33 protein-coding genes and 1 riboswitch are annotated in these 23,797 nt (G+C 71.4%); of the genes, 31 read left to right on the top strand and 2 right to left on the bottom strand.

Annotated elements, in window-relative coordinates:
* The first annotated feature begins 44 nt into the window (after positions 1 to 44).
* The 22 genes from rplN to truA all read left to right on the top strand — a co-directional run bounded on the left by rplN (position 45) and on the right by truA (position 12,991).
* The gene (gene rplN / locus PVK74_RS17735; protein WP_007073026.1) at positions 45 to 413 is read left to right on the top strand and encodes a 50S ribosomal protein L14; all 369 of its coding nucleotides are present in this window, start codon (positions 45 to 47) and stop codon (positions 411 to 413) included.
* Positions 410 to 730, top strand: coding sequence for a 50S ribosomal protein L24 (gene rplX, locus PVK74_RS17730; protein WP_013288626.1), 321 nt, complete (start codon positions 410 to 412; stop codon positions 728 to 730). Before rplN ends, rplX begins: the two co-directional genes overlap by 4 nt.
* Positions 730 to 1,299 (top strand): 50S ribosomal protein L5, encoded by a 570-nt coding sequence (rplE, locus tag PVK74_RS17725; protein ID WP_018784556.1) that lies wholly within the window; start codon positions 730 to 732, stop codon positions 1,297 to 1,299. Before rplX ends, rplE begins: the two co-directional genes overlap by 1 nt.
* A gap of 1 nt (position 1,300) precedes the next feature.
* Positions 1,301 to 1,486, top strand: coding sequence for a type Z 30S ribosomal protein S14 (locus PVK74_RS17720; protein ID WP_007073023.1), 186 nt, complete (start codon positions 1,301 to 1,303; stop codon positions 1,484 to 1,486).
* Between the two features lie 98 nt (positions 1,487 to 1,584).
* Positions 1,585 to 1,992, top strand: a complete 408-nt coding sequence (rpsH, locus tag PVK74_RS17715) for a 30S ribosomal protein S8 (protein WP_013288624.1) — start codon at positions 1,585 to 1,587, stop codon at positions 1,990 to 1,992.
* Positions 1,993 to 2,008: 16 nt separating this feature from the next.
* Positions 2,009 to 2,551: a 50S ribosomal protein L6 gene (gene rplF, locus PVK74_RS17710; RefSeq protein ID WP_013288623.1), complete on the top strand. Its 543-nt coding sequence runs from the start codon at positions 2,009 to 2,011 to the stop codon at positions 2,549 to 2,551.
* A 67-nt stretch (positions 2,552 to 2,618) separates the two neighbouring features.
* A complete protein-coding gene (rplR, locus tag PVK74_RS17705) occupies positions 2,619 to 3,008 on the top strand; it encodes a 50S ribosomal protein L18 (RefSeq protein WP_030501605.1) in 390 nt (129 codons plus the stop codon).
* 33 nt (positions 3,009 to 3,041) lie between these two features.
* On the top strand, positions 3,042 to 3,656 hold the full coding sequence (gene rpsE / locus PVK74_RS17700; protein ID WP_013288621.1) for a 30S ribosomal protein S5: 615 nt from the start codon (positions 3,042 to 3,044) through the stop codon (positions 3,654 to 3,656).
* Entirely contained in the window at positions 3,656 to 3,838 is a 183-nt protein-coding gene (gene rpmD / locus PVK74_RS17695) for a 50S ribosomal protein L30 (RefSeq protein WP_013473693.1), read from the top strand. The genes rpsE and rpmD overlap by 1 nt, the downstream gene beginning before the upstream one ends.
* Positions 3,838 to 4,281 carry a 50S ribosomal protein L15 gene (gene rplO, locus PVK74_RS17690; RefSeq protein ID WP_018784561.1) on the top strand — a complete coding sequence of 148 codons (444 nt, stop codon included), beginning with the start codon at positions 3,838 to 3,840 and terminating at the stop codon, positions 4,279 to 4,281. Before rpmD ends, rplO begins: the two co-directional genes overlap by 1 nt.
* Positions 4,282 to 4,519: 238 nt before the next feature.
* Positions 4,520 to 5,848 carry a preprotein translocase subunit SecY gene (secY, locus tag PVK74_RS17685; protein ID WP_043328244.1) on the top strand — a complete coding sequence of 443 codons (1,329 nt, stop codon included), beginning with the start codon at positions 4,520 to 4,522 and terminating at the stop codon, positions 5,846 to 5,848.
* Positions 5,849 to 6,502 carry an adenylate kinase gene (locus tag PVK74_RS17680; protein ID WP_030501603.1) on the top strand — a complete coding sequence of 218 codons (654 nt, stop codon included), beginning with the start codon at positions 5,849 to 5,851 and terminating at the stop codon, positions 6,500 to 6,502. It begins immediately after the preceding gene.
* 97 nt (positions 6,503 to 6,599) lie between these two features.
* Complete coding sequence (gene map, locus PVK74_RS17675) at positions 6,600 to 7,454, top strand: type I methionyl aminopeptidase (RefSeq protein ID WP_030501602.1); 855 nt, start codon at positions 6,600 to 6,602, stop codon at positions 7,452 to 7,454.
* 83 nt (positions 7,455 to 7,537) lie between these two features.
* Positions 7,538 to 8,056, top strand: a complete 519-nt coding sequence (locus PVK74_RS17670) for a DUF1707 SHOCT-like domain-containing protein (protein WP_113973624.1) — start codon at positions 7,538 to 7,540, stop codon at positions 8,054 to 8,056.
* A gap of 232 nt (positions 8,057 to 8,288) precedes the next feature.
* Entirely contained in the window at positions 8,289 to 8,510 is a 222-nt protein-coding gene (gene infA, locus PVK74_RS17665) for a translation initiation factor IF-1 (RefSeq protein WP_007073013.1), read from the top strand.
* A 92-nt stretch (positions 8,511 to 8,602) separates the two neighbouring features.
* Positions 8,603 to 8,716 (top strand): 50S ribosomal protein L36, encoded by a 114-nt coding sequence (gene rpmJ / locus PVK74_RS17660; RefSeq protein WP_012184307.1) that lies wholly within the window; start codon positions 8,603 to 8,605, stop codon positions 8,714 to 8,716.
* A 210-nt stretch (positions 8,717 to 8,926) separates the two neighbouring features.
* A complete protein-coding gene (gene rpsM / locus PVK74_RS17655; RefSeq protein WP_013288614.1) occupies positions 8,927 to 9,307 on the top strand; it encodes a 30S ribosomal protein S13 in 381 nt (126 codons plus the stop codon).
* Between the two features lie 18 nt (positions 9,308 to 9,325).
* Entirely contained in the window at positions 9,326 to 9,733 is a 408-nt protein-coding gene (gene rpsK, locus PVK74_RS17650; RefSeq protein WP_013288613.1) for a 30S ribosomal protein S11, read from the top strand.
* Between the two features lie 14 nt (positions 9,734 to 9,747).
* The gene (rpsD, locus tag PVK74_RS17645; protein WP_018784565.1) at positions 9,748 to 10,374 is read left to right on the top strand and encodes a 30S ribosomal protein S4; all 627 of its coding nucleotides are present in this window, start codon (positions 9,748 to 9,750) and stop codon (positions 10,372 to 10,374) included.
* A gap of 95 nt (positions 10,375 to 10,469) precedes the next feature.
* Positions 10,470 to 11,492 (top strand): DNA-directed RNA polymerase subunit alpha, encoded by a 1,023-nt coding sequence (locus tag PVK74_RS17640; protein ID WP_007073009.1) that lies wholly within the window; start codon positions 10,470 to 10,472, stop codon positions 11,490 to 11,492.
* A gap of 34 nt (positions 11,493 to 11,526) precedes the next feature.
* Positions 11,527 to 12,087 carry a 50S ribosomal protein L17 gene (gene rplQ, locus PVK74_RS17635; protein ID WP_030501600.1) on the top strand — a complete coding sequence of 187 codons (561 nt, stop codon included), beginning with the start codon at positions 11,527 to 11,529 and terminating at the stop codon, positions 12,085 to 12,087.
* A 70-nt stretch (positions 12,088 to 12,157) separates the two neighbouring features.
* Complete coding sequence (gene truA / locus PVK74_RS17630) at positions 12,158 to 12,991, top strand: tRNA pseudouridine(38-40) synthase TruA (protein WP_274476815.1); 834 nt, start codon at positions 12,158 to 12,160, stop codon at positions 12,989 to 12,991.
* Between the two features lie 7 nt (positions 12,992 to 12,998).
* Here truA and PVK74_RS17625 read toward each other — a convergent pair whose 3' ends face one another.
* Positions 12,999 to 14,210 (bottom strand): hypothetical protein, encoded by a 1,212-nt coding sequence (locus PVK74_RS17625; RefSeq protein ID WP_274476814.1) that lies wholly within the window; start codon positions 14,208 to 14,210, stop codon positions 12,999 to 13,001.
* Between the two features lie 125 nt (positions 14,211 to 14,335).
* Between PVK74_RS17625 and PVK74_RS17620 the strand changes: the two genes are divergently transcribed.
* The 3 genes from PVK74_RS17620 to PVK74_RS17610 are packed head-to-tail and all read left to right on the top strand — an operon-like array spanning position 14,336 to position 17,662.
* Positions 14,336 to 14,941, top strand: a complete 606-nt coding sequence (locus tag PVK74_RS17620) for a class I SAM-dependent methyltransferase (protein ID WP_113973440.1) — start codon at positions 14,336 to 14,338, stop codon at positions 14,939 to 14,941.
* 41 nt (positions 14,942 to 14,982) lie between these two features.
* On the top strand, positions 14,983 to 16,662 hold the full coding sequence (locus PVK74_RS17615) for an ABC-F family ATP-binding cassette domain-containing protein (protein WP_274476813.1): 1,680 nt from the start codon (positions 14,983 to 14,985) through the stop codon (positions 16,660 to 16,662).
* Between the two features lie 37 nt (positions 16,663 to 16,699).
* Complete coding sequence (locus tag PVK74_RS17610; protein ID WP_176722774.1) at positions 16,700 to 17,662, top strand: aldo/keto reductase; 963 nt, start codon at positions 16,700 to 16,702, stop codon at positions 17,660 to 17,662.
* A 656-nt stretch (positions 17,663 to 18,318) separates the two neighbouring features.
* On the opposite strand, the gene PVK74_RS17605 is transcribed toward PVK74_RS17610, so the two are convergent.
* On the bottom strand, positions 18,319 to 19,230 hold the full coding sequence (locus PVK74_RS17605; protein ID WP_274476812.1) for a DUF559 domain-containing protein: 912 nt from the start codon (positions 19,228 to 19,230) through the stop codon (positions 18,319 to 18,321).
* Between the two features lie 118 nt (positions 19,231 to 19,348).
* Positions 19,349 to 19,460, top strand: a riboswitch (TPP riboswitch).
* Between PVK74_RS17605 and thiE the strand changes: the two genes are divergently transcribed.
* The 6 genes from thiE (at position 19,455) to thiD (ending at position 23,796) form a co-directional block, all read left to right on the top strand.
* Positions 19,455 to 20,081, top strand: a complete 627-nt coding sequence (thiE, locus tag PVK74_RS17600) for a thiamine phosphate synthase (protein WP_069087959.1) — start codon at positions 19,455 to 19,457, stop codon at positions 20,079 to 20,081. (Overlaps the previous riboswitch by 6 nt.)
* Positions 20,075 to 21,205: a glycine oxidase ThiO gene (thiO, locus tag PVK74_RS17595; RefSeq protein WP_274476811.1), complete on the top strand. Its 1,131-nt coding sequence runs from the start codon at positions 20,075 to 20,077 to the stop codon at positions 21,203 to 21,205. The genes thiE and thiO overlap by 7 nt, the downstream gene beginning before the upstream one ends.
* Positions 21,196 to 21,396, top strand: a complete 201-nt coding sequence (gene thiS / locus PVK74_RS17590; protein ID WP_013288601.1) for a sulfur carrier protein ThiS — start codon at positions 21,196 to 21,198, stop codon at positions 21,394 to 21,396. Before thiO ends, thiS begins: the two co-directional genes overlap by 10 nt.
* Positions 21,397 to 21,401: 5 nt before the next feature.
* Entirely contained in the window at positions 21,402 to 22,175 is a 774-nt protein-coding gene (locus tag PVK74_RS17585) for a thiazole synthase (protein WP_104113829.1), read from the top strand.
* A 62-nt stretch (positions 22,176 to 22,237) separates the two neighbouring features.
* Positions 22,238 to 23,011 carry a thiamine phosphate synthase gene (locus PVK74_RS17580; RefSeq protein WP_386956690.1) on the top strand — a complete coding sequence of 258 codons (774 nt, stop codon included), beginning with the start codon at positions 22,238 to 22,240 and terminating at the stop codon, positions 23,009 to 23,011.
* Positions 23,008 to 23,796, top strand: a complete 789-nt coding sequence (thiD, locus tag PVK74_RS17575) for a bifunctional hydroxymethylpyrimidine kinase/phosphomethylpyrimidine kinase (protein ID WP_209963258.1) — start codon at positions 23,008 to 23,010, stop codon at positions 23,794 to 23,796. The genes PVK74_RS17580 and thiD overlap by 4 nt, the downstream gene beginning before the upstream one ends.
* Position 23,797 lies beyond the last annotated feature (1 nt).

The following is a 23,797-nucleotide window of genomic DNA, read 5'->3' as shown; positions in this document are numbered from 1 at the left end:
GCCGCCCTGAGCGGCCGGAGAACCGGCAGACATAGGAGATAGACGTGATTCAGCAGGAGTCGCGACTGCGCGTCGCCGACAACACGGGTGCCCGGGAGATCCTGTGCATCCGGGTGCTCGGCGGCTCCGGTCGGCGCTACGCGAGCATCGGCGACGTCATCGTGGCGACCGTCAAGGACGCGATCCCCGGTGCCGGTGTGAAGAAGGGCGACGTCGTCAAGGCTGTCGTCGTTCGGACCGCCAAGGAGAAGCGGCGGCCGGACGGGTCGTACATCCGCTTCGACGAGAACGCCGCCGTCATCATCAAGGACGGTGGGGACCCGCGCGGTACCCGTATCTTCGGCCCGGTCGGCCGGGAGCTGCGGGACAAGCGGTTCATGAAGATCATCTCTCTCGCGCCGGAGGTGTTGTGACCGTGAAGGTCAAGAAGGGCGACACGGTCGTCGTCATCGCCGGCAAGGACAAGGGTGCCAAGGGCAAGGTCATCGCGGCCTACCCGCGGCAGGACAAGGTCCTGGTCGAGGGCGTGAACCGGGTCAAGAAGCACACCCGTATCAGCACCACCCAGCGTGGCGCCAAGACCGGTGGCATCGTCACCCAGGAGGCCCCGATCCACGTCTCGAACGTGATGGTCCTGGACTCCGACGGCAAGCCGACCCGCGTCGGCTACCGGATCGACGACAACGGCCAGAAGGTCCGCATCGCGCGTAGCACCGGTAAGGACCTCTGATGACCACGGCTACCGAAACCAAGACCCTGCCGCGCCTCAAGGAGCGGTACCGCAACGAGGTGGTGGCCGAGCTGCAGAAGCAGTTCGAGTTCGCCAACCCGATGCAGGTGCCGCGGCTGGTCAAGATCGTCGTCAACATGGGTGTCGGCGAGGCTGCTCGCGACGCCAAGCTGATCGACGGGGCCGTTCGCGACCTGGCCACCATCACCGGCCAGAAGCCGCAGGTCCGGCGGGCCACCAAGTCCATCGCGCAGTTCAAGCTCCGCGAGGGCATGCCGATCGGCGCGAAGGTCACCCTCCGCGGCGACCGGATGTGGGAGTTCCTGGACCGGCTGCTCTCGATCGCGCTGCCGCGTATCCGCGACTTCCGCGGCCTGGACGGGCGCAAGCTCGACGGGCACGGCAACTACACGTTCGGCCTGACCGAGCAGTCGGTGTTCCACGAGATCGATCAGGACAAGATCGATCGCCAGCGGGGCATGGACATCACGGTGGTCACGACCGCCACGACCGACGACGAGGGCCGGGCGCTGCTCAAGCTCCTGGGCTTCCCGTTCAAGGAGAACTGAGATGGCCAAGAAGGCGCTGATCCTCAAGGCGGCCGCGAAGCCGAAGTTCTCGGTTCGCGCGTACACCCGCTGCCAGCGGTGCGGGCGTCCGAAGGCGGTCTACCGCAAGTTCGGTCTCTGCCGGGTGTGCATCCGGGAGATGGCCCACCGCGGTGAGCTGCCCGGCGTGTCCAAGGCTTCCTGGTAATAGCCCGGCGCGCTCCGGCGCGTCAGCTGAACTGTCTCTTCGCCGTAGGCCCCGGGCCTGGCCCGGGGAACCCCGGCGAGAAAGGTTGACGAGTTTTCATGACGATGACCGACCCGATCGCAGACATGCTCACGCGTCTGCGTAACGCCAACCAGGCGTACCACGACCGGGTGACGATGCCCTACTCGAAGATCAAGGCGAACATCGCCGAGGTCCTCAAGGCCGAGGGTTACATCGCCACCTGGTCGGTCGAGGAGCCCGAGGAGGGCGCCGTCGGCAAGCGACTGGTCGTCGAGCTGAAGTACGGCCAGAACCGCGAGCGGAGCCTGGCCGGCATCAAGCGCGTGTCCAAGCCCGGTCTCCGGGTGTACGCCAAGTCGGACGGGCTCCCGCGGGTGCTCGGCGGGCTGGGCGTGGCGATCATTTCGACGTCCCAGGGGCTGCTCACCGACCGGCAGGCCCGCAAGCGGAGCGTTGGCGGGGAAGTCCTCGCCTTCGTCTGGTAACGGGAGACAGGTAGAAATGTCGCGTATTGGACGTAAGTCGATCCCGGTGCCTGCCGGCGTCGACATCACGATCGACGGCCGGACCGTCAAGGTCAAGGGCCCCAAGGGCGAACTGAGCCACGTGCTGGCCGAGCCGATCACGGCGGAGCGGGGCGAGGACGGCGAGCTGCACGTCAACCGGCCCAACGACGAGCGCAAGGCCAAGGAGCTGCACGGCCTGAGCCGGACGCTGGTGGCCAACATGATCGTCGGCGTGACCGAGGGCTACCGCAAGAGCCTGGAGATCGCCGGCACCGGTTACCGCGTGACCGCCAAGGGCAAGGACCTGGAGTTCGCGCTCGGGTTCTCGCACCCGGTCCTCGTGCCGGCGCCGGAGGGCATCACCTTCACGGTCGAGAAGCCGACGCTGTTCCACGTGGCCGGCATCGACAAGCAGCAGGTCGGTGAGGTCGCCGCCAACATCCGGAAGATCCGCCCGCCGGAGCCCTACAAGGGCAAGGGCGTGAAGTACCAGGGCGAGGTCATCCGCCGCAAGGCTGGTAAGGCGGGCAAGAAGTGACCGCGGCCATCAACACCCGGGCGAGGTCGTCCGCCGGCCGTGAGGCCGTGAGAAAGGCAGGTAAGAAGTGAGCGCCACGCTGCTCAAGCGCCGCCGCGGCGTCGCCGCCAAGCGTGCCGTCGGGCGTGCGCGTCGGCACTTCCGGGTCCGCAAGAACGTCAGCGGCACCGCCGAGCGTCCCCGCCTCGTCGTCACCCGCTCCCTGCGGCACATGGTGGCCCAGGTCGTGGACGACACCAAGGGTCACACCCTGGCGTCGGCCTCGACCATGGACGCCTCGCTGCGCGGCGCCGAGGGCGACAAGAGCGCCCTGGCCGGCAAGGTCGGCGCCCTGCTCGCCGAGCGCGCCAAGGCCGCCGGCGTCTCGAAGGTCGTCTTCGACCGCGGTGGCAACCGGTACGCGGGGCGTGTCGCCGCGCTTGCCGACGCCGCCCGCGAAGCCGGGCTCGAGTTCTAGAAACCCCGTCACGAGAGAGAAGGAAGGCTGCTGATGCCAGGTCAACAGCGCCGTGGCGGCGGGTCCGGTGGCAACGAGGGTGGTCGCCGCGACAACCGCCGTGAGGGCGGCCGCGGAAACGCGCCCGTCGAGAAGACCCCGCACCTCGAGCGGGTCGTCGCGATCAACCGCGTCGCCAAGGTCGTGAAGGGTGGTCGTCGCTTCAGCTTCACCGCCCTGGTGATCGTGGGCGACGGCGACGGCACCGTCGGTGTGGGCTACGGAAAGGCCAAGGAGGTGCCCGCGGCGATCGCCAAGGGTGTCGAGGAGGCCAAGAAGCACTTCTTCAAGGTGCCGCGGATCGGTCAGTCGATCCCGCACCCGGTCACGGGCGAGGACGCGGCCGGTGTGGTGCTGCTCAAGCCGGCCTCCGCCGGTACGGGTGTCATCGCCGGTGGTCCGGTGCGTGCCGTGCTGGAGTGCGCGGGCATCCACGACGTGCTCTCCAAGAGCCTCGGCTCGTCCAACCCGATCAACATCGTGCACGCCACGGTGGCGGCCCTGAAGGGCCTCGAGTCCCCGGAGCAGGTCGCGGCCCGTCGTGGTCTGCCGGTCGAGGACGTCGCGCCGGCCGCCATGCTGGCGTCGCGGGCGGGGGTGGCGTCCTGATGGCACGCCTGAAGGTCACCCAGGTCCGGTCCGAGATCGGGACCAAGAAGAACCAGCGTGACTCGCTGCGTTCGCTCGGTCTCAAGCGGATCAACGACGTGGTGGTCAAGGAGGACCGGCCGGAGATCCGCGGCATGATCTTCACGGTCAACCACCTCGTGAAGGTCGAGGAGGTCGAGTAATGACGATCAAGGTGCACCACCTGCGTCCGGCTCCGGGTGCCAAGACCGACAAGACCCGCGTGGGTCGCGGTGAGGGCTCGAAGGGCAAGACCGCCGGTCGCGGTACCAAGGGTTCGAAGGCCCGGAAGAACATCTCGCCGGCGTTCGAGGGTGGGCAGATGCCCATCCACATGCGCCTGCCGAAGATGAAGGGCTTCAAGAACAAGTTCAAGGTCGTGTTCCAGGTGGTCAACCTGGACCGGCTGGCCGAGCTGTTCCCGAACGGCGGCCAGGTCGGCCCGGTCGAGCTGGTCGAGGCCGGCGCGGTCCGCAAGGGTCACCCGGTCAAGGTGCTCGGCACCGGCGACCTCGGTGGCGTGTCTCTCCAGGTCTCGGCGCACGCGTTCAGCGCGTCGGCCAAGGAGAAGATCACCGCCGCCGGTGGCTCGGTCACCGAGCTGTAAGGCGATGTTCATGGCGCCCGCTCAGTTGTTCGCAACTGGGCGGGCGCCATGGTCTACCGGCCACGTGTGCGCCGGGTAACATCGGATTCGTTTTATGTAGCCGGGCACATCTGCCCGGAGGGGGATCGGACTGTTAGAGTCCGTTCCCAGCCATGGAATCCGGGCACGCCGCCCGGCCACACCACCCCGCCCCGCCAGGATTCGTCACCGGCGGCCCGCGTCGCGCAGGAGGAAGAAGTTGCTGTCCGCCTTTCTCAGTGCGTTCCGTACGCCTGACCTGCGCAAGAAGCTGCTGTTCACAGTAGGCATCATCGCGGTCTACCGGCTGGGCGCCACGATGCCCAGCCCAGGCGTCTCGTACGGCAACGTGCAGAAGTGTCTCGACACCATCCAGGGTGGCAGCACCGGCGTGCTCAACCTGCTGGATCTCTTCTCCGGTGGCGCGCTGCTCCAGCTCTCGGTCTTCGCGCTGGGCATCATGCCCTACATCACCGCGTCGATCATCCTGCAGCTGCTGACGGTGGTGATCCCGCGCCTGGAGCAGCTCCGCAAGGAGGGCCAGGCCGGGCAGGCCAAGATCACGCAGTACACCCGCTACCTGACGCTGGGTCTGGGCGTTCTGCAGGCCTCGGCGTTCGTGGCGCTGGCCCGCTCCGGGCAGCTGTTCAACAACCAGTGCGACCAGTTCCCGATCGTGCCCCGCGGCACCGGCATCCCGGACTGGCTGACGCTGACGATCCTGGTCATGACCATGACCGCCGGCACCGGCGTGGTGATGTGGCTCGGCGAGCTGATCACCGACCGGGGCGTCGGCAACGGCATGTCCGTGCTGATCTTCACCTCGATCGCGGCCCGGCTCCCCAGTGAGGGCTGGAAGATCAAGACCACCAAGGGCTGGGGGATGTTCCTCCTCGTCATCGCCCTGGTGCTGGTGGTCATCACCGCTGTCACGTTCATCGAGCAGGCGCAGCGCCGCATCCCGGTGCAGTACGCCAAGCGCATGATCGGCCGGCGGATGTACGGCGGCACCTCGACCTACATCCCGCTGAAGGTGAACCAGGCCGGCGTCATCCCGGTCATCTTCGCCTCGTCGCTGCTCTACCTGCCGCAGCTCGCGCTCCAGTTCTTCGATCAGAACGACCCGGGCAAGGTCCAGGCGTGGATCCAGAACCACATCGTGAAGGCGAGCGCGCCGGAGCACATCGCGATCTACTTCCTGCTGATCATCTTCTTCACGTACTTCTACGTGTCGATCACGTTCAACCCGACCGAGGTCGCGGACAACATGAAGAAGTACGGCGGCTTCGTGCCGGGTATCCGCCCCGGCAAGCCGACCGCCGAGTACCTCGACTTCATCCTCAGCCGGATCACCCTGCCGGGCGCGCTCTACCTGGGCATCGTCGCGATCCTGCCGAACTTCTTCTTCATCTGGCTGGACAACCAGCAGTTCCAGAACTTCCCGTTCGGCGGCACCGCTGTGCTGATCATGGTTGGCGTCGGTCTGGAGACCGTGAAGCAGATCGAAAGCCAACTCATGCAGCGGAACTACGAAGGGTTCCTGCGGTAGATGCGACTCGTTCTGGTTGGCCCGCCGGGCGCGGGCAAAGGCACACAGGCGGAGTTCATCGCCGCTCACCTCTCGGTGCCGAAGATCTCGACCGGTGACATCTTCCGGGCGAACGTCTCCCAGGGCACGCCCCTGGGAGTCGAGGCCAAGCGGTACATGGACGCCGGCAAGCTGGTCCCGGACGAGGTCACCATCAACATGGTGCGTGACCGGCTCGCCGAGCCGGACGCGAGCGAGGGCTTCCTGCTCGACGGCTTCCCGCGGACCACGCCGCAGGCGGCCGCGCTGGACAAGCTCCTCGCCGACCTCGGCACCGCGCTGGACCTGGTCCTGGAACTGGTCGTCGACGACGACGAGGTGATCCGGCGGCTGTCCGGCCGGCGCACCTGCCGGGGCTGCGGCAAGATCTGGCACGTCGAGTTCGACGCGACCAGCCGGGAGGGCATCTGCGACCGCTGCGGCGCGGAGCTGTTCCAGCGGGACGACGACAAGCCGGAGACCATCGCCGCCCGGCTGCGCGAGTACGCCGAGAAGACCGCGCCGCTGGTCGACTACTACGGCGCCCAGGGCAAGCTGGTCGGCATCGACGCGACCGGTCCGGTGGAGGACGTCACCGTCCGCGCCATCGACGCGCTGCGCTCGTACGGCGGCTGAGGTCCCACCCGCCACCCGGCGGATAGAGTGCGAACAGCGGGGTACGTGCGACGTGCCCCGCTGCTCCGCGTACGCGCGACGAAAGGTAACCACCACCATGCGCCGTCACCAGCTGGACATCCAGCTGAAGACCCCCGAGCAGATCGAGCTGATGCGGGCCGCCGGTCTGGTCGTCGCCCGTGCCCTGCGCCGGATGCGGGAAGCGGTGGCGCCGGGCGTGTCGACGGCAGACCTGGACGCGATCGCCGAGTCGACGATCCGCGAGGCCGGCGCGGTGCCGTCCTTCAAGGGCTACCACGGCTTCCCGGCGTCGATCTGCTCCTCGGTCAACCAGCAGGTGGTGCACGCCATCCCGTCGCCGCAGCAGGTGCTGCGCGAGGGTGACCTGATCTCGATCGACTGCGGCGCGGTGCTGGACGGCTGGCACGGCGACGCGGCCGTCACGGTGCCGGTCGGCGAGGTCGACCCGGCGCTGCTGAGGATGACGGCGGTGGCCGAGGACGCGATGTGGGCCGGGATCGCGGCGGCGGCGCGCGGGGCGGCCTCGGGCAAGGGCCGGCTCACCGACATCTCCCACGCGGTCGAGAGCGCGGTCCGCAAGGGCGGCCGGTACGGCATCGTCGACGGCTACGGCGGTCACGGCATCGGCACCGAGATGCACCAGGACCCGCACGTGCTCAACCACGGGCGCCCCGGCAAGGGGCCGCGTCTGGTGCCGGGCCTGGCGCTCGCCATCGAGCCGATGATCACCATGGGTTCGCCGCGTACGGTCGAGCTGGCCGACGGCTGGACCGTGGTGACCCGGGACGGCTCCATGGCGGTGCACGTGGAGCACTCGATGGCGCTGCTGGACGACGGCGTGTGGGTGCTGACCGCCGAGGACGGCGGACGGGGTCGCCTGGGCGACCTGGTGACCGCCCGGCAGACGTCTGTCGACTCTCCGGCGGTCTGAGCGGGCGCACGCCCGTCCCGGGCGCCGTGCTGCGGGCCTGGCGGCCGGATGACATGCTTGCTCCCATGGATGAGCGCAACCGGATGCGGGCGGCCGACGCGGACCGGGAGGCCACCGCGGATCGTCTCCGGGCGGCGCTGAACGAGGGCCGGCTCGACCTGAACGAGTACGACGAGCGGCTGCGCCGGGCGTACGGGGCGAAGACCTACGGCGAGCTGGACGAGCTGCTGACCGACCTGCCCGGTTCCCGGCCGGCGGAGACTTCGCTGCCGGCTCCGCGCACGGCCGGGAAGAGCCCGGCGGTTGATCGGGACCAGGCGGCCGAGAGCACGCGCAGCGTCTGGCTGCTGGGGGTGTGGGGGCCCTGGCTGAAGGTGGCCCTGATCCTCACCGCGATCTGGTTCGTCTCCCAGCTGGGTGAGGGCGAGTTCGACGACTACTGGCCGATCTGGGTGCTCGGCCCGTGGGGCGCCGTGGTGCTCTACCAGACGATCCAGGGGCTGGCGCACGGCGCGCCGGAGAAGGACGCGGAGCGCCGGCGGCGCAAGCAGGTCGAGCGGGAGGCGCGCCGCCGGGCGAAGCGGGAGCTGCCGGAGACGTGAGCTGCGTCATATTCACGCCCTGCGGGTGACGGTCCCGCCGGTCGGTTTGGCGAGCGCGCGCGGGTCGGCGTACACTTTCAGATCGGCGCACAGCGTCCACTCCGCCATGCCCACCCTGCGCTTCGGTGGGAGTCGGAGCCGCGGCTGGCGCGGGTTTCCTGATCTTGGTCAGTTCTCCCGTGTAAGACGTTGTGGGCCGTCCGGAGTAACCGACGTCAGGACAGCGGAGGACATGCCGAAAAAAGACGGAGCCATCGAGATCGAGGGTCGGGTCATCGAGCCCCTGCCGAACGCCATGTTCCGGGTGGAGCTCGCGAACGGTCACAAGGTGCTGGCTCACATCAGCGGCAAGATGCGGCAGCACTACATCCGCATCCTGCCGGAGGACCGGGTCGTCGTCGAACTCTCGCCGTACGACCTGACCCGCGGGCGCATCGTCTACCGCTACAAGTAAGCCTGACGGCGGCCGGGACGTTCCCGTGTCCGTCTTCGACGTCCGGGTCGCGCTGCGTCGCGCCTCCGGGCCAGATGGGAAGTAAGGCAACCGTGAAGGTCAAGCCGAGCGTCAAGAGGATCTGCAACAAGTGCCGGGTGATCCGCCGGCACGGCCGGGTCATGGTCATCTGCACCGACCCGCGCCACAAGCAGCGCCAGGGCTGACGCCCCACACATCACCAACTCGTCCCAGCCGCGGTCGGGCGCGCAGCGCGTACCCCCTCGTGGTTGACCCCCGGTCGGAGGCCGGGGCCCGCTCGGGCAGCGACCCGTCCCGGTCGCCGGCGTTCGTCGCCGGAAGGACAGGGACGGTCGGGTAGCGGGGTGGGACGGGTCCACACCTCCGCCACAACATCACGAGGAGTACGCCCGCACATGGCACGTCTAGTCGGCGTGGATCTCCCCCGCGAGAAGCGGATGGAGATCGCGCTCACCTACATCTTCGGGGTCGGTCGCACCCGCGCCCTGGAGACGCTCGCCGCGACCGGCATCTCGCCGGACAAGCGCGTTCGGGACCTCACGGACGAGGAGCTCGTCGAGCTCCGGAACCACATCGAGGGCAACTACAAGGTTGAAGGCGACCTGCGCCGCGAGGTCGCCGCTGACATCCGCCGCAAGGTCGAGATCGGCTGCTACGCCGGTATCCGGCACCGCCGCGGTCTGCCCGTGCGTGGCCAGCGCACGAAGACCAACGCGCGGACCCGGAAGGGCCCGAAGCGGACCGTGGCCGGCAAGAAGAAGCCCGGCAAGAAGTAACTAGGAGCGCACAGACTTATGCCACCGAAGGCTCGTGCCGGAGCCGCCGTCAAGAAGGTCCGGCGCAAGGAACGCAAGAACGTCGCCCACGGGCAGGCGCACATCAAGAGCACCTTCAACAACACCATCGTGTCCATCACGGACCCGACCGGTGCGGTCATCTCCTGGGCCTCCTCCGGCCAGGTCGGCTTCAAGGGCTCCCGCAAGTCGACTCCGTTCGCCGCGCAGCTCGCCGCCGAGGCCGCCGCGCGCCGCGCGATGGAGCACGGCATGCGCAAGGTCGACGTGTTCGTCAAGGGCCCCGGCTCCGGCCGGGAGACCGCCATCCGTTCGCTGCAGGCAGTGGGCCTCGAGGTCGGGCAGATCTCCGACGTCACGCCGCAGCCGCACAACGGGTGCCGTCCGCCGAAGCGTCGCCGGGTCTGAGAGGTTAGAGAGAGATGGCTCGTTACACCGGTGCTGACTGCCGCCGTTGCCGGCGGGAGAAGATGAAGCTGTTCCTCAAGGGCAGCAAGTGCGATGGCCCGAAGTGCCCGTTCGAGTCCCGGCCGTTCCCGCCCGGGCAGCACGGCCGCGGCCGCACGAAGGAGACGGAGTACCTGCTCCAGCTTCGTGAGAAGCAGAAGGCCCGTCGTGTCTACGGCGTGCTGGAGAAGCAGTTCCGCGGCTACTACGAAGAGGCCGTGAGCAAGGAGGCCAAGACCGGCGAGGTCCTGCTGCAGATCCTCGAGTCGCGGCTGGACAACGTGGTCTACCGGGCCGGCTATGCCAAGTCCCGGGACATGGCCCGCCAGCTGGTCAAGCACGGCCACTTCACGGTGAACGGCAAGAAGGTCGACATCCCGTCGTACCGCGTCAAGGAGCACGACATCGTCGAGGTGCGTGCCAAGAGCAAGGAGCTCACCCCGTTCCTCGTGGCGCAGGGTGAGGCCGGCTCGCGGACCGTTCCGGCGTGGCTGGAGGCGATCCCGAGCCAGCTGAAGATCCTCGTGCACTCGCTCCCGGCCCGCCAGGTGATCGACACCCAGGTCCAGGAGCAGCTGATCGTCGAGCTCTACTCCAAGTAAGGGCTCGTTGCGGTGGCCCGTCCTCCGGGGCGGGCCACCGGAACAGTTGTGTCGTGGGCGTCAAATAGCGGGCGCCCCGGAAGAGAAGAGAAAAGATGCTCATCAGCCAGCGACCGTCTCTCTCCGAAGAGTCGATCAACGAGACCCGCTCCCGGTTCACCATCGAGCCGCTGGAGCCCGGCTTCGGCTACACGCTGGGCAACTCGCTGCGGCGTACGCTGCTGTCCTCCATCCCCGGTGCGGCGGTCACCTCGATCAAGATCGACGGTGTGCTGCACGAGTTCACCACGATCCCCGGGGTCAAGGAGGACGTGGTCGAGCTCGTCATGAACATCAAGGAGCTGTGCGTCAGCTCCGAGCACGACGAGCCGGTCAGCATGTACCTGCGCAAGCAGGGCCCGGGCGACGTGACCGCCGGTGACATCCAGCCCCCGGCCGGTGTCTCGGTGCACAACCCGGACCTGAAGCTCGCCACCCTCAACGGCAAGGGCCGGCTCGACATGGAGCTGACCGTCGAGCGGGGTCGCGGCTACGTCACCGCGGCGCAGAACAAGCAGGCGGGCGCCGAGATCGGCCGGATCCCGGTCGACTCGATCTACTCGCCGGTGCTCAAGGTGACGTACCGGGTCGAGGCGACCCGTGTCGAGCAGCGGACCGACTTCGACCGGCTGATCATCGACGTCGAGACCAAGCCGTCGATGGGCCCGCGTACCGCGCTGGCCTCGGCCGGCTCGACGCTGGTGGAGCTGTTCGGGCTCGCCCGTGAGCTGGATGAGACCGCTGAGGGCATCGACATCGGGCCGTCCCCGCAGGACGCCCAGCTGGCGGCCGACCTGGCCCTGCCGATCGAGGAGCTGGACCTGACCGTCCGCTCCTACAACTGCCTCAAGCGCGAGGGCATCAACTCCGTTGGTGAGCTCATCGGGCGTACCGAGGCCGACCTCCTCGACATCCGCAACTTCGGCCAGAAGTCGATCGACGAGGTCAAGATGAAGCTCGCCGGGATGGGCCTGGGGCTGAAGGACTCGGCTCCGAACTTCGACCCGGCGCACGTCGTGGACGCCTTCGGTGAGGCGGACTACGACACCGACGACTACCGCGAGACCGAGCAGCTCTAGTCCGCGCTGCCGCCACACCTGAGGAGCACCAAGCATGCCCACGCCCACCAAGGGCCCCCGCCTCGGCGGCAGCCCCGCGCACGAGCGGCTGATGCTGGCCAACCTGGCCACCGCGCTGTTCCAGCACGGCAAGATCCAGACCACCGAGACGAAGGCCCGGCGGCTGCGTCCGCTGGCCGAGCAGCTCATCACCAAGGCCAAGCGCGGCGACCTCGCCTCGCGTCGCCGGGTGCTGGGCGTCGTCAAGGACAAGGACGTGGTCTACGCCCTGTTCGACCAGATCGCGCCCCGGTACGCCAACCGCAACGGTGGCTACACCCGGATCGTGAAGACCGGTCCGCGCAAGGGTGACGCCGCTCCGATGGCGATCATCGAGCTGGTGGAGGAGCTTCAGGTCGCCGAGCCGAAGGCGAACAAGAAGACCGCCGCCCGCAAGGCCGCGCAGCAGGACAAGGTCGAGGCCCTGGCCCCGGCCGAGGAGAAGCCGCGCTCCAGCGAGGGCGACCAGGACGCCGAGGCCCCGGTCTCCGCGTCGGGTGACACCGCCGCCGCCCGTGAGGACAGCGACGAGGCCACCGAGAACGACAAGGCCTGAGATCAGGCTCGACCGGGCCCGGCATCCCCTCGGGGGTGCCGGGCCCGTCGCCGTCGACAGGAGGTACGAGGTGGACGAGCGGATCCGGCTGCGGTTGGACGTCTCGTACGACGGCACGGACTTCTCCGGCTGGGCGCCCCAGCCGACCCGGCGCACCGTGGCCGGCGTGCTCATGCAGACGCTGGACCTGGTGCTCGGCGCGGGCACGGCGACCGGCCTGACGGTGGCCGGGCGTACCGACGCCGGGGTGCACGCCACCGGGCAGGTCTGCCACCTCGACCTGCCCGTCGGGGTGTGGCGGGAGCACGAGGGGCGGCTGCTGCGCCGGCTGGCCCGGCTCCTCCCGCCGGATGTGCGGGTACGCGCCATGACCGAGGTGCCGGCCGACTTCGACGCCCGCTTCTCGGCCACGTTCCGGCGTTACGAGTACCGGGTCACCGACGCCCCGTGGGGCGCCGAGCCGCTGCGCCGCCGGGACACCCTGGCCTGGCCGAAGCCGCTGGACCTCGCGGCGCTGAACGCCGCCGCGGCCGGGCTGGTGGGCGAGCACGACTTCGCCGCGTACTGCCGGCGCAAGGAGAACGCCACCACGCTGCGCGAGGTGACCCGGCTGGACTGGCGGCGCGACCCGGACGGGATCCTGGTCGCCACCGTGCAGGCCGACGCGTTCTGCCAGAACATGGTGCGCAGCCTGGTCGGGGCGATGCTGGTGGCCGGGGACGGGCGGCGGCCGGTGCAGTGGCCGGCCGGCCTGCTGACCCGGCGTGAGCGCTCCAGCGAGGTGACTGTGGCGCCGGCGCACGGCCTCGCCCTGGTCGCTGTGGGCTACCCGGCCGACCCGGCCGAGTACGCCCGCCGCGCCGATCTGACCCGCCGGTTGCGGGTGCCGGTGGCCGAGGGCTGACCGGAGGTCAGTCGGTGCCCCGCTGACCGGCGCTGTCCCCGGCCGACTCCGCGTCGGGCTGCCCGGCCGTTCCGGCCGCCGCACGACGGTCCAGCACAGCCCGGTTGAGGTGCAGCTCGACCATGTCGTACATGATCTCGCGGGCGCCTGCGTCGTCGCTGGGGATGCGTTCCCCGTCGGCGCGCGTGACCAGGCAGTAGGCGACGTAGTGTCCGCGTACCTGCCAGGCGACCCGGGCCGCGGCCTTCTCCACCACCTCGGTGTCGTCGCCCGCCGCCATGCCACGGAACCGTCCCTGGCGCGCGTCGAGCAGCGGCCGGATGCGGTCGCGTACGCGCTGAGCGGTGGCCACGTCGGTGAGGTTGAACAGACCGGCGGTGATCAGGTGGTCGCCGTCGGGGGAGCGGAGCGTGCCCCGCACGACCTGGTTGCAGCCGAGCCGGACCAGCAGGTCGGCGATCTCGCCGGTGGCCGCTACCTGACACTTCGTACTGGCCTGGGTCTTGAGCACCCGGTACGCCGGCTTCCCGTCGGTGAGCACCAGGTCCTTGGTCGGGAAGACCTCCTTGGCGGTGAGCGTCGCCTGGTCGGTGTCCCGGGAGTCCAGGTCGGTGCCGCCGGCCGGGGTGCTCGATTCGCTCGGCTGCGGGGTCGGCTGGCCGGCGGACGGCGTGGCCGTCCGCTCGTCCAGCAGCGCCGCGACGGCGAGCCCGGTGAGCGAGAGCAGCAGCAGTACGGCGGCGCCACCGACGAGCGCCTGCCAGAACCGGCTGCCGCCGTTGCGGCGGTCGGCGCGCCGGGCCCGGGGCAGTTCGGAGACGTCGCCGGCGCGGGCGGTCGGGTTGGCGGGGATCGGCACTGTCGGCCGGTTCGTCGCCGCCGGTACGGGCGCGGGCATGGGTGGCGCGGGCTGCGGCACCGGGGACGGCTCCCGTGGTGGCGCGGGCCGTCCCGGTGTCGGCGCCGGGGCCGGTGGCGCCGGAGCAGGTGCGCGGGTGTCGTCCGCCACCGCCTGTCCGTCGGGGTCGTCCTGCCCGGCCGCGCCGGCCGGCGGCAGCGCCGGTTGCGGGCGCGGCGGCGGGGGCAGCGACGGCGTGGGGAACCGGGAGCGTGACGGACCCGCGGGCGGCGGCGTCGTGGCTGCGGGCCCGTGCGGGGCCGACCCGGGCTTCGGGTACTCCAGGAAGGCGTCCTCATCGGACTCGTACCGGTACACCATGTGGCATAGAGTAGGACTGATTGTCCCTTTCAGGGGTAATATCGGGAAATTCTGGCGGAGTGGCGTCCGGCTCCGCCCCTGACACCGTTGCCGGAACCGCCCCGGCCCGGTGCGAGAATGCCTGCGTGACCGGCGACCACTACTTCACCGCTGAGCCCTCGGCTCCGGCCCGCCCGCGCGAGGTCGAGTTCACAGTCGCCGGGCGCGACTACACGCTCGGCTCGGCCGGTGGCGTCTTCTCCGCCGACCGGCTCGACCCCGGCACCGCCGTGCTGCTGCGCAAGGCCGACCTGCCGGCCGCCGACGTCACCGGCGCGCTGCTCGACATCGGCTGCGGCTTCGGCCCGATCACCTGCGTCCTCGCCACTGTCGCGCCGGAGGCCACCGTCTGGGCCGTGGACGTCAACGAGCGGGCCCGCGCCCTCACCACCGCCAACGCGGCAAGGGTCGGCGCCGCCGACCGGGTACGCGCCGTCGCGCCCGACGAGCTGCCGGACGATGTCACCTTCACCCAGATCTGGTCCAACCCGCCCATCCACATCGGCAAACCGGAACTGCACGGCCTGCTGCTGCGCTGGCTGCCCCGGCTCGCCCCGGACGGCGTGGCCTGGCTCGTCGTCGCCCGCCATCTCGGCGGCGACTCGCTGCACCGCTGGCTGGTCGAGCAGGGCTGGTCCGTCGAGCGGCACGCCAGCCAGAAGGGCTACCGGGTGCTGCGCGTCACCCGGTAATCCGGTGTCGTCCAGCGGCCCGGCTCGGGCAGGATGCCCGCGTGGGATACGTGGACGTGGCAGCGGTCGGGCACATCCTCCCGGACGGGCGTGAGCTGTTCAGCGACGTCTCGTTCCGGGTCGGTGAGGGTGCCAAGGTGGCGCTGGTCGGCCCGAACGGCGCCGGCAAGACCACGCTGCTGCGGATGGTCGCCGGTGACCTGCCGGTGAAGACCGGCGCGATCGCGCGCTCCGGCGGGCTGGGCGTGATGCGGCAGTTCATCGGCATGATCGGCGACGAGTCCACGCTCGCCGACCTGGCGCTCTCCCTCGCCCCGCCCGCGCTGCGCGACGCCGGGCGGCGGCTCGCCGAGACCGAGGCGGCCATGCGGGCGGCCGAGGTCCGCGGCAAGTACAGCTCCGCCGCGGCCAAGGCCCAGCTCGCGTACGCCGAGGCGCTCGCCGCCTGGGGCGAGACCGGCGGTTACGACGCGGAGGTCCTCTTCGACACCGTCGCCACCATCGTGCTGGACCTGCCGTGGGACAGCGCCCGGGACCGGCCGGTGCGCACGCTCTCCGGCGGCCAGCAGAAACGCTTCGCGCTGGAACTGCTGCTGCGCGGCCCGGACGAGGTGCTGCTGCTCGACGAGCCGGACAACTTCCTCGACGTACCCGGCAAACGCTGGCTGGAGGGGCGGCTGCGCGAGTCGGCCAAGTCCGTGCTGTACGTCTCACACGACCGGGAACTGCTGGCGCAGACCGCCGACCGGGTCGTCGCGGTGGAGGGCGGCAGCGCCTGGGTGCACCCGGGCGGCTTCGCGAGCTGGCACGACGCCCGGGTCGCCCGGCACGCCCGCCTCGACGAGCTGCGCAAACGCTGGGACGAGGAGCACCAGAAGCTGCGCGAGCTGATGCTGATGTACAAGCAGAAGGCCGCGTACAACGACGGGATGGCGTCCCGCTACCAGGCCGCGCAGACCCGGCTGCGCAAGTTCGAGGAGGCCGGGCCGCCGCCCGTACCCCCGAAGGACCAGGACATCCGGATGCGCCTGACCGGCGGGCGGACCGGCAAGCGCGCGGTCATCGCCGAGCAGCTGGAGCTGGACGGCTTGACGTACCCGTTCGACCTGGAACTCTGGTACGGCGACCGGGTCGCGGTGCTCGGCGCGAACGGCACCGGCAAGTCGCACTTCCTGCGCCTGCTGGCCCGCGGCGGCACCGACCCGGAGCCCGGCAACACCCCGGTCGACGGCGCCGCCGCGCTCGCGCCGGTCGCGCACGGCGGCGTGGTCCGGCTCGGCGCGCGGGTGCGGCCCGGGCACTTCTCGCAGACCCACGACCGCCCCGAGCTGATGGCGAAGACGCTGGTCGAGGTGCTGTGGCGCGGCGACGAGCACCGGGCCGGCATGGACCGGCACGCGGCCATGGCGGCGCTGTCCCGGTACGAGCTGGCCGGTCAGGGCGACCAGCGGTTCGGCACGCTCTCCGGCGGTCAGCAGGCCCGCTTCCTGGTGCTGCTGCTGGAACTGTCCGGCGCGACGCTGCTGCTGCTCGACGAACCCACCGACAACCTCGACCTGGCCTCGGCCGAGGCGCTGGAAGCCGGGCTGACCGCGTTCGAGGGAACTGTCGTCGCGGTCACCCACGACAGGTGGTTCACCCGTACCTTCGACCGGTTCGTGCTGTTCCGCGGCGACGGCGACGTGGTGGAGACGCCGGAACCGGTCTGGGACGTGGCCTGAGCCGCTCCCCGGGTGGGCCCCGGGGAGCGGGCATAGGGTGGATCTCGTGAGTGAGATGACCTATCGCCGGCTGGGCGACTCCGGGCTCGTGGTGTCAGTGGTCGGCATCGGCTGCAACAACTTCGGCCGCAAACTCGACCTCGACGGCACCCGGGCGGTGGTCGACGCCGCCCTCGACGCCGGGATCAACTTCTTCGACACCGCCGACATCTACGGCGAGCCGCAGGGCGCCTCCGAGGAACTGCTCGGCCAGGCGCTCAAAGGCCGCCGCGACGACGTGGTGGTGGCCACCAAGTTCGGCATGGACATGCACGGCGCGAACGGGCCGGACCACGACGCCCGGGGTGCCCGCCGCTACATCGCCCGCGCCGTCGAGGCGTCGCTGCGCCGGCTCGGCACCGACCACATCGACCTGTACCAGATGCACGAGCCCGACCCGGGCACCCCGATCGACGAGACGCTCGCCGCGCTCGACGACCTGGTGACCGCCGGCAAGGTGCGCTACCTGGGCAACTCCAACTTCGCCGGCTGGCAGATCGCCGACGCCGACTGGACCGCGTCGTCGCAGGGGCGTACCCGGTTCATCTCCGCGCAGAACCACTACTCGCTGGTGGAACGCGGGGTGGAGGCCGAGGTGATCCCGGCGTGCGAGCGGTTCGGCCTCGGCATGCTGCCGTTCTTCCCGCTGGCCAACGGGCTGCTCACCGGCAAGTACAAGCGCGGCGAGGCGCCCCCGGCCGGTAGCCGGCTGGCCGGCGGCGGCCGGTACGCCGAGCGGCTGGCCGCCGCGCGCTGGGACGTCATCGAGGCGATCGATGCGTACGCGGCCGAGCGCGGCATCAGCATGCTGCACGTGGCCATCGGCGGCCTGGCGGCCCGTCCCGCGGTGACGTCCGTGATCGCCGGCGCCACCACTCCCGACCAGGTGAAGGCGAACGCCGAAGCCGGCACGTGGCAGCCGTCCGACGAGGACCTGGCCGCCTTGGACGCCATCCTCTGACTGTCCGCGCCCGCGCGCTCGGGCTTGCACGTCGGGCGTGTGCTGGCGCGCTCGGGTTTGCACGTCGGGCGTGTGCTGGCGCGCTCGGGCCTGCACGTCGGGCGTGTGCTGGCGCGCTCGGGCCTGCACGTCGGGGCGTGTGCTCGTGTGTCGGGTGTGTGCGTCGGGGCGTGTGCTCACCCGTTTGGGCCTGCGCACACCGGGCTGCCCGCGCGCTCAGCTCACCCACGCGTTCGGCTCCGCCCGCACGTGGACTGTGCGCCCTCGGTTGGGGGCGCGCCCGCGCGGCCTGCGCCCCATCAAGGCTCGCCCACGCGTCAGGCACCCATAGCGTGCCACCCACAGGCAGCGCTCACGACGAGTGGAACACCATGGGTGTCATAAGGGCCTTGAGACCCCCATGGCGTTCCACTCGGGGCTGGATCTGGCGACGAGTGGAACGCGATGGGTGTTTGCGGGCGGGCCTCTGACGCGCGTGGTGTCTCGGGCGGCTCGACGGGTGGCGAGCCGGGGACCCAACGGGTGGCGGGCGGCGAAATGGGGGCCCGGTGGGTGGTGGGTGGTCCGGTGGGTGGTAGGTGGCGAAATGGGGGCCAGCGGTGACGTGTGGCGGGCCGGGGGCGTAGCGGGGTGAGGCTCGTGGCGGCGGGCGCGGATCAGTGGTTCGCCTCGGTGGCACGACGTTCTGCCAAGGCCTGGCGCACCAGGGCCACTGTGGCGTCGGGCCGGCGTAGCACGTCGTCGGCGGTGAAGCGGAGCACGAGCCACCCGGCTGCGCGCAGCGCGTTCAGGCGAGCCACGTCACGGCGGAAGTGAGCCCGTTCGCGGTGATGGTCGCCGTCGTACTCGACCGCGAGGCGGAGCGCCGGCCAGGCCAGGTCCACCCGGGCCACGAAGCGTCCGCCGGCGCGTACCTCGTGTTGGGCGGTGAGCGGGCCGAGGCCGGCGTCGAGCAGGAGCAGCCGCAGGCGAGTCTCCATCGGGGACTCGCTCAACGGCTCGGCCAGCGCCAGCACCTCGCGCAACAGCGGAGCGCCCGGCCAGCCCGGCCGGGCGGCGGCGTAGGCCCGCAGGGCGGGCAGCTTCACGGCCCGGCGACGCAGCAGCGCCTCGACGGCGACCAACGCCTCGGCGAGTGAGCCCTGCCGGCCCAGGTCGAACGCCGTGCGAAGGGGCGTGGTGACCGGCAGCCCGCCGACGAGGGTGCGGTCCCGCTCCGGCAGCGGTGACCGGACCAACCGCAACCGTGGGTGCGGTCGCAGCCGCGCAGCAGTCGGCAACAGTACTGTCACCGGCGCGTCGCGGGGGAGCACGTCCGCGCCGAACAACCACGCGGCGCTGCGCCCCGCCAGCACGGCACCCGGCGGCAGGCGCAACGCCACCGCCTCGCACCACATCCGGTGGTCGTCGGCGCGGTACCCGTCGCGGTGCACGTACACGTCCGGCCGCAGGCGGATCCAGGTCTGCCCGCGCAGCATCGTCCAGGTGAGTAGCCCTTCGGAGACGGCACGGCTGCCCCGGAACGGCAGGACCGCCAGGCGGCGGGGAACACGGGCGGGAACGGACACCCAGGCAGCGTGTCGTGACGGGACGGTCACCCGCTGCCCCGATCCGGCGGACGGCTGGTTCCTGGGAAAAACCTCACCCGGGCTTCCGTACGGGCGGGAGGCGTCGTACGGTAGGCCGCAAGTGACCCACGGGAGCCCGGTGCGGACCGGGCTGAGAGGGGGGCTGGGAGCCCCCGACCGTCGAACCTGATCCGGGTAATGCCGGCGCAGGGAGGAGCGTTGCCGTGCTGTCCCTGGGACGACTGCATCTCATCACCGACACCCGGCCGGGGCGTGACCCGCTCGCCGTGCTGCGTGCCGCACTGCCCGTGGCGGGCGCAGACCTCGTCGTGCAGGTGCGCGTGGAGGACGACGCCACCGACCGGGAGGCGTACGAGCTGGCCCGGCTGGTGGTCGACGCCTGCCGGCCGTACGGAGCACAGTGCCTGGTCAACGACCGGCTGCACGTGGCGCTCGCGGTGGACGCCGCCGGTGGCCACGTCGGCGCGGACGACCTGCCGGTGCGTGCCGCGCGCCGGGTGCTCGGCCCGGACGCGGTGCTCGGCGCGACCGCCCGCGAACCGGTGACCGCCCGGGCCGCGGTGGACGCGGGCGCGAGCTACCTGGGCGTGGGCCCGTGCCACGTCACCACCACCAAGTTCGGCCTGCCGGAACCGATCGGCCCCGAGGGGATACGCGCGGTCGCCGAAGCGGTGACCGTGCCGGTGATCGCGATCGGCGGGGTGACCGCCTCAAGCGTGCCGGCGCTGCGGGCCGCCGGGGCGTACGGGGTGGCGGTGGTCGGCGCGCTCAGCGGGGCAGCCGATCCCGCGCACGCCACCGCCGAGCTGCTGCGGGCCCTGACGTGTTAACAGGGGGCCCTTCCTCTACCGGAGGCGTTAACAGGGGGCCCTTCCTTAACGACGTGGCGGTGGTGGGGGGCGGGCCTGTCGGGTGGGCGATCGCGTGGCGGTGCGCGCAGCGTGGACTGCGCGTGGTGGTGCACGACGACCGGCCCGGGTCGGGCGCGTCGTCGGTGGCCGCCGGGATGCTGTCGCCGGTCGCCGAGGCGTACTTCGGTGAGCGCGAGCTGACCGCGCTGCTCGTCGAGTCCGCCGCCCGCTGGCCCGGCTTCGCGACCGAGCTGGCCGGGGCGAGCGGCGTCGACATCGGCTACCGCACCGAGGGCACGCTCGTCGTCGGGCTCACCGCCGACGACCTGGCCGAGGCGAGGCGGCTGTGGTCGTACCAGCAGGGCCTGGAACTGCCGATCACGCCGCTGCGTCCCTCGGAGCTGCGCGACCGCGAACCGGCGTTGGCGCCGCGCGTGCGCGGCGGCGCGGTGGCCCCTGGTGATCACCAGGTCGACCCGCGGCGGCTGGTCGCCGCGTTGCGCACGGCCGCGGAACGCGCCGGCGTGGAGCTGCGCCCGGCGCGCGTCGGCGCGCTGTCCGAGGTGGACGCGCGGGTCACTGTGGTCGCGGCCGGCTGCGGCGCGGCGGCGCTGACCGGCCTGCCGGTCCGCCCGGTGAAGGGCCAGGTGCTGCGGCTGCGCGCGCCGGGTGGCGGTCCGCCGGGCTTCCGGCACGTGATCCGGGGGTACGCGGACAGCGAGCCGGTCTACCTGGTGCCCCGGGACAGCGGCGAGGTCGTGGTCGGGGCGACGGTCGAGGAGCGCGCGGACACCGCTGTCACCGCCGGTGGCGTGCTGACACTGCTGCGCGCCGCCACGGAACTGGTGCCGGAACTCGTCGAGTACGAGCTGGTGGAGGCAGTCGCCGGGCTGCGCCCTGGTACGCCGGACAACGCGCCGATCATCGGGCCGCTGCCCGGGCAGCCGGGTGTGCTCGCCGCGACCGGACATCACCGGCACGGCATCGTGCTCACCCCGGTCACCGCCGACCTGGTCACCGAGCTGATCGTCACCGGCGAGCCGGATCCCGCGCTCGCCCCCTTCACCCCGGACCGCTTCGGGAAGGAGCGCACGTGGAACTGATCGTCAACGGCACCGGCCGGACGCTGCCCGAGGGCGTCACCGTCGCCGAGGTGGTCCGCACCGTCACCGACCGGGAGCGCGGGCTCGCCGTGGCGGTGAACGGCGAGGTGGTGCCGCGCGGCGGCTGGTCGGCGAGCGTCCTGCGCGACGGCGACCGGGTCGAGGTGCTCAGCGCCACCCAGGGCGGGTGAGCAGGATGTCCACGCTTGAGATCGGTGGGGTCGGGTTCGGCTCCCGGCTCATCCTCGGCACCGGTGGCGCGGCGAACCTGCACGTGCTGGAGGCGGCGATCCGCGCGGCAGGCACCGAGCTGGTGACGCTGGCGCTGCGCCGGGTCGACACCACGCCCGGCGGGTCGGGTGGCCTGCTCGACCTGGTGGAGCGGTGCGGCGTACGGCTGCTGCCGAACACGGCCGGCTGCCGTACCGCGGTGGAGGCGGTGAAGACGGCGCACCTGGCCCGGGAGGCGTTCGACACCGACTGGGTGAAGCTTGAGGTGATCGGCGACGAGCGCACGCTCCTGCCCGACGGGGTGGAGCTGCTGCGCGCCGCCGAGGAGCTGGTCGCGGACGGGTTCACCGTGCTGCCGTACACGTCGGACGATCCGGTGCTCGCGCGGCGGCTGGCCGACGTGGGATGCGCGGCGGTGATGCCGGCCGGGTCGCCGATCGGCTCCGGGCTGGGCATCGGCAACCCGCACCACATCCGGCTGATCCGGGCGGCGGTCGACGTGCCGGTGGTGCTCGACGCGGGCATCGGCACCGCCTCCGACGCCGCCCTCGCCATGGAGCTGGGTTGTGACGCGGTGCTGCTCGCCAGCGCCGTGACCCGGGCCGCCGACCCGGTCGCGATGGCCACGGCGATGCGCTACGCGGTCGAGGCCGGCCGCCTGGCGTACGGCGCGGGCCGCATCACCCGCCGCTTCCACGCCCTGCCGTCCACCCCCGACGAGGGACGGCCCGACCTGTGACCGCCTCACGCGTAGCGGATCTTGGTACGGAGGCGCCCCCCGAGGGGCGGCCGCGTACCAAGATCCAGGGCGGGCCGAGCGGGGTCGTGCTGCTGACCGATCGGCGGGTGGCCCGGGGGGCGCTCGTCGACGTGGTGGCGGCTGCCGTGGGTGGGGGAGTGCGGTGGGTGGTGCTGCGGGAGAAGGACCTGCCGCGCGCCGAACGCCTCGCGCTCGCCGTCGACCTGCGCGCGATCCTCGCCGACGCGGGCGGCACGCTCGTCGTCGCCGGACCCGACCCGCTCGACGGGGACGCGGTGCACCTACCGGCTGCCGGCCCGTACCCGCCGCCCACCGTCGGCCTGGTCGGCCGCTCCTGCCACGACACCGCCGAGCTGGCCCGCCTCACCACCGAGCACTACGCCACCCTGTCCCCGCTCTACGAGACAAAGACAAAACCCGGCTACGGCCCTGTGTTGGGACCGGGCGGATTGAGCGAGCTGATCGCGGTCAGCCCCGTGCCCGTCCTCGCGCTGGGCGGCATCGAGAACCCGGACCAGGTCCACGCATGCGTCGAGGCGGGCGCCGCCGGAGTAGCCGTGCTGGGCGCGATCATGCGCGCGGACGACCCGAGAGAAACCGCCACCACGCTGGGCAGAGCCTTCCAGGAGGCGGCCACCCACTTGGCGCGCACCCACCCCGCGCGATCCGACGCAAGCCCGCACGCGACAGGGCTGCGGCCGACCGTGCCCACGGAGGGATCAAGCCTGACCGCCCGGAGTGGGCACGGTCGGCCGCAGCCCCGAACCGCAACCACTGTCGGCCGCAGCCGTCAAACCACCGGAGAAGACCAGTGACGCCGAAAACAGTTCTCAGCATCGCCGGCTCCGACTCCGGAGCAGGCGCCGGCATTCAGGCCGACCTCAAGACGTTCGCCGCGCTCGGCGCGTACGGCACGAGCGTGCTCACCGCTGTCACCGCGCAGAGCACCAGGGGCGTGGACGCCGTCCTGCCGCTGCCCCCGCAGACGGTGCGCGACCAGATGGACAGCGTGCTCGGCGACTTCGACGTGCGCGCTGTGAAGACAGGGATGCTCGGCACCCCGGCCGTCGCCGACGCGGTGGCCGAGGCGGCCCGGGCCGGGCGGCTGCCACACCTGGTCGTCGACCCGGTACTGGTCGCCACCAGTGGGCACCGGCTCGGCGTGGTGGAGGCGGTCGAGCGGCTCCTGCCGTACGCGGAAGTGGCGACGCCGAACTGCGCGGAGGCCGCGGCCCTCACCGGAGGCCCGGTGGGCACGGTCGAGGAAATGGTGGCGGCGGCCGAGGCGCTGGCGGCGCGCGGACCGGCGTTCGTGGTGGTGACCGGCGGTGACGTGGACGCCGACGGCGAGTCGGTGGACGTGCTGTCGGGCGGCGGAACCACTCGGCTGCTGCGCGCGCCCCGGGTGGACACCCGGCACAACCACGGCACCGGCTGTTCGTTCTCGGCCGCCGTCGCGGTCCGGCTCGCCGCGGGTGACGCGGTGCCGGTCGCGGTGGCGGCCGCCAAGGAGTACGTAACCCGCGCGCTGACCGGCGCGCGGACCTGGGAGCTGGGCGCGGGACGCGGCCCGCTGGACCACTTCGGCTGGTCCGCATGAG

Origin of the sequence: Micromonospora chalcea, assembly GCF_028768405.1 — a bacterium.
In the GTDB taxonomy this organism is placed as follows: domain Bacteria; phylum Actinomycetota; class Actinomycetes; order Mycobacteriales; family Micromonosporaceae; genus Micromonospora; species Micromonospora chalcea.
The sequence above is the reverse complement of the archived record's forward strand: the minus strand, read 5'-3'. Positions and strand labels throughout refer to the sequence as shown.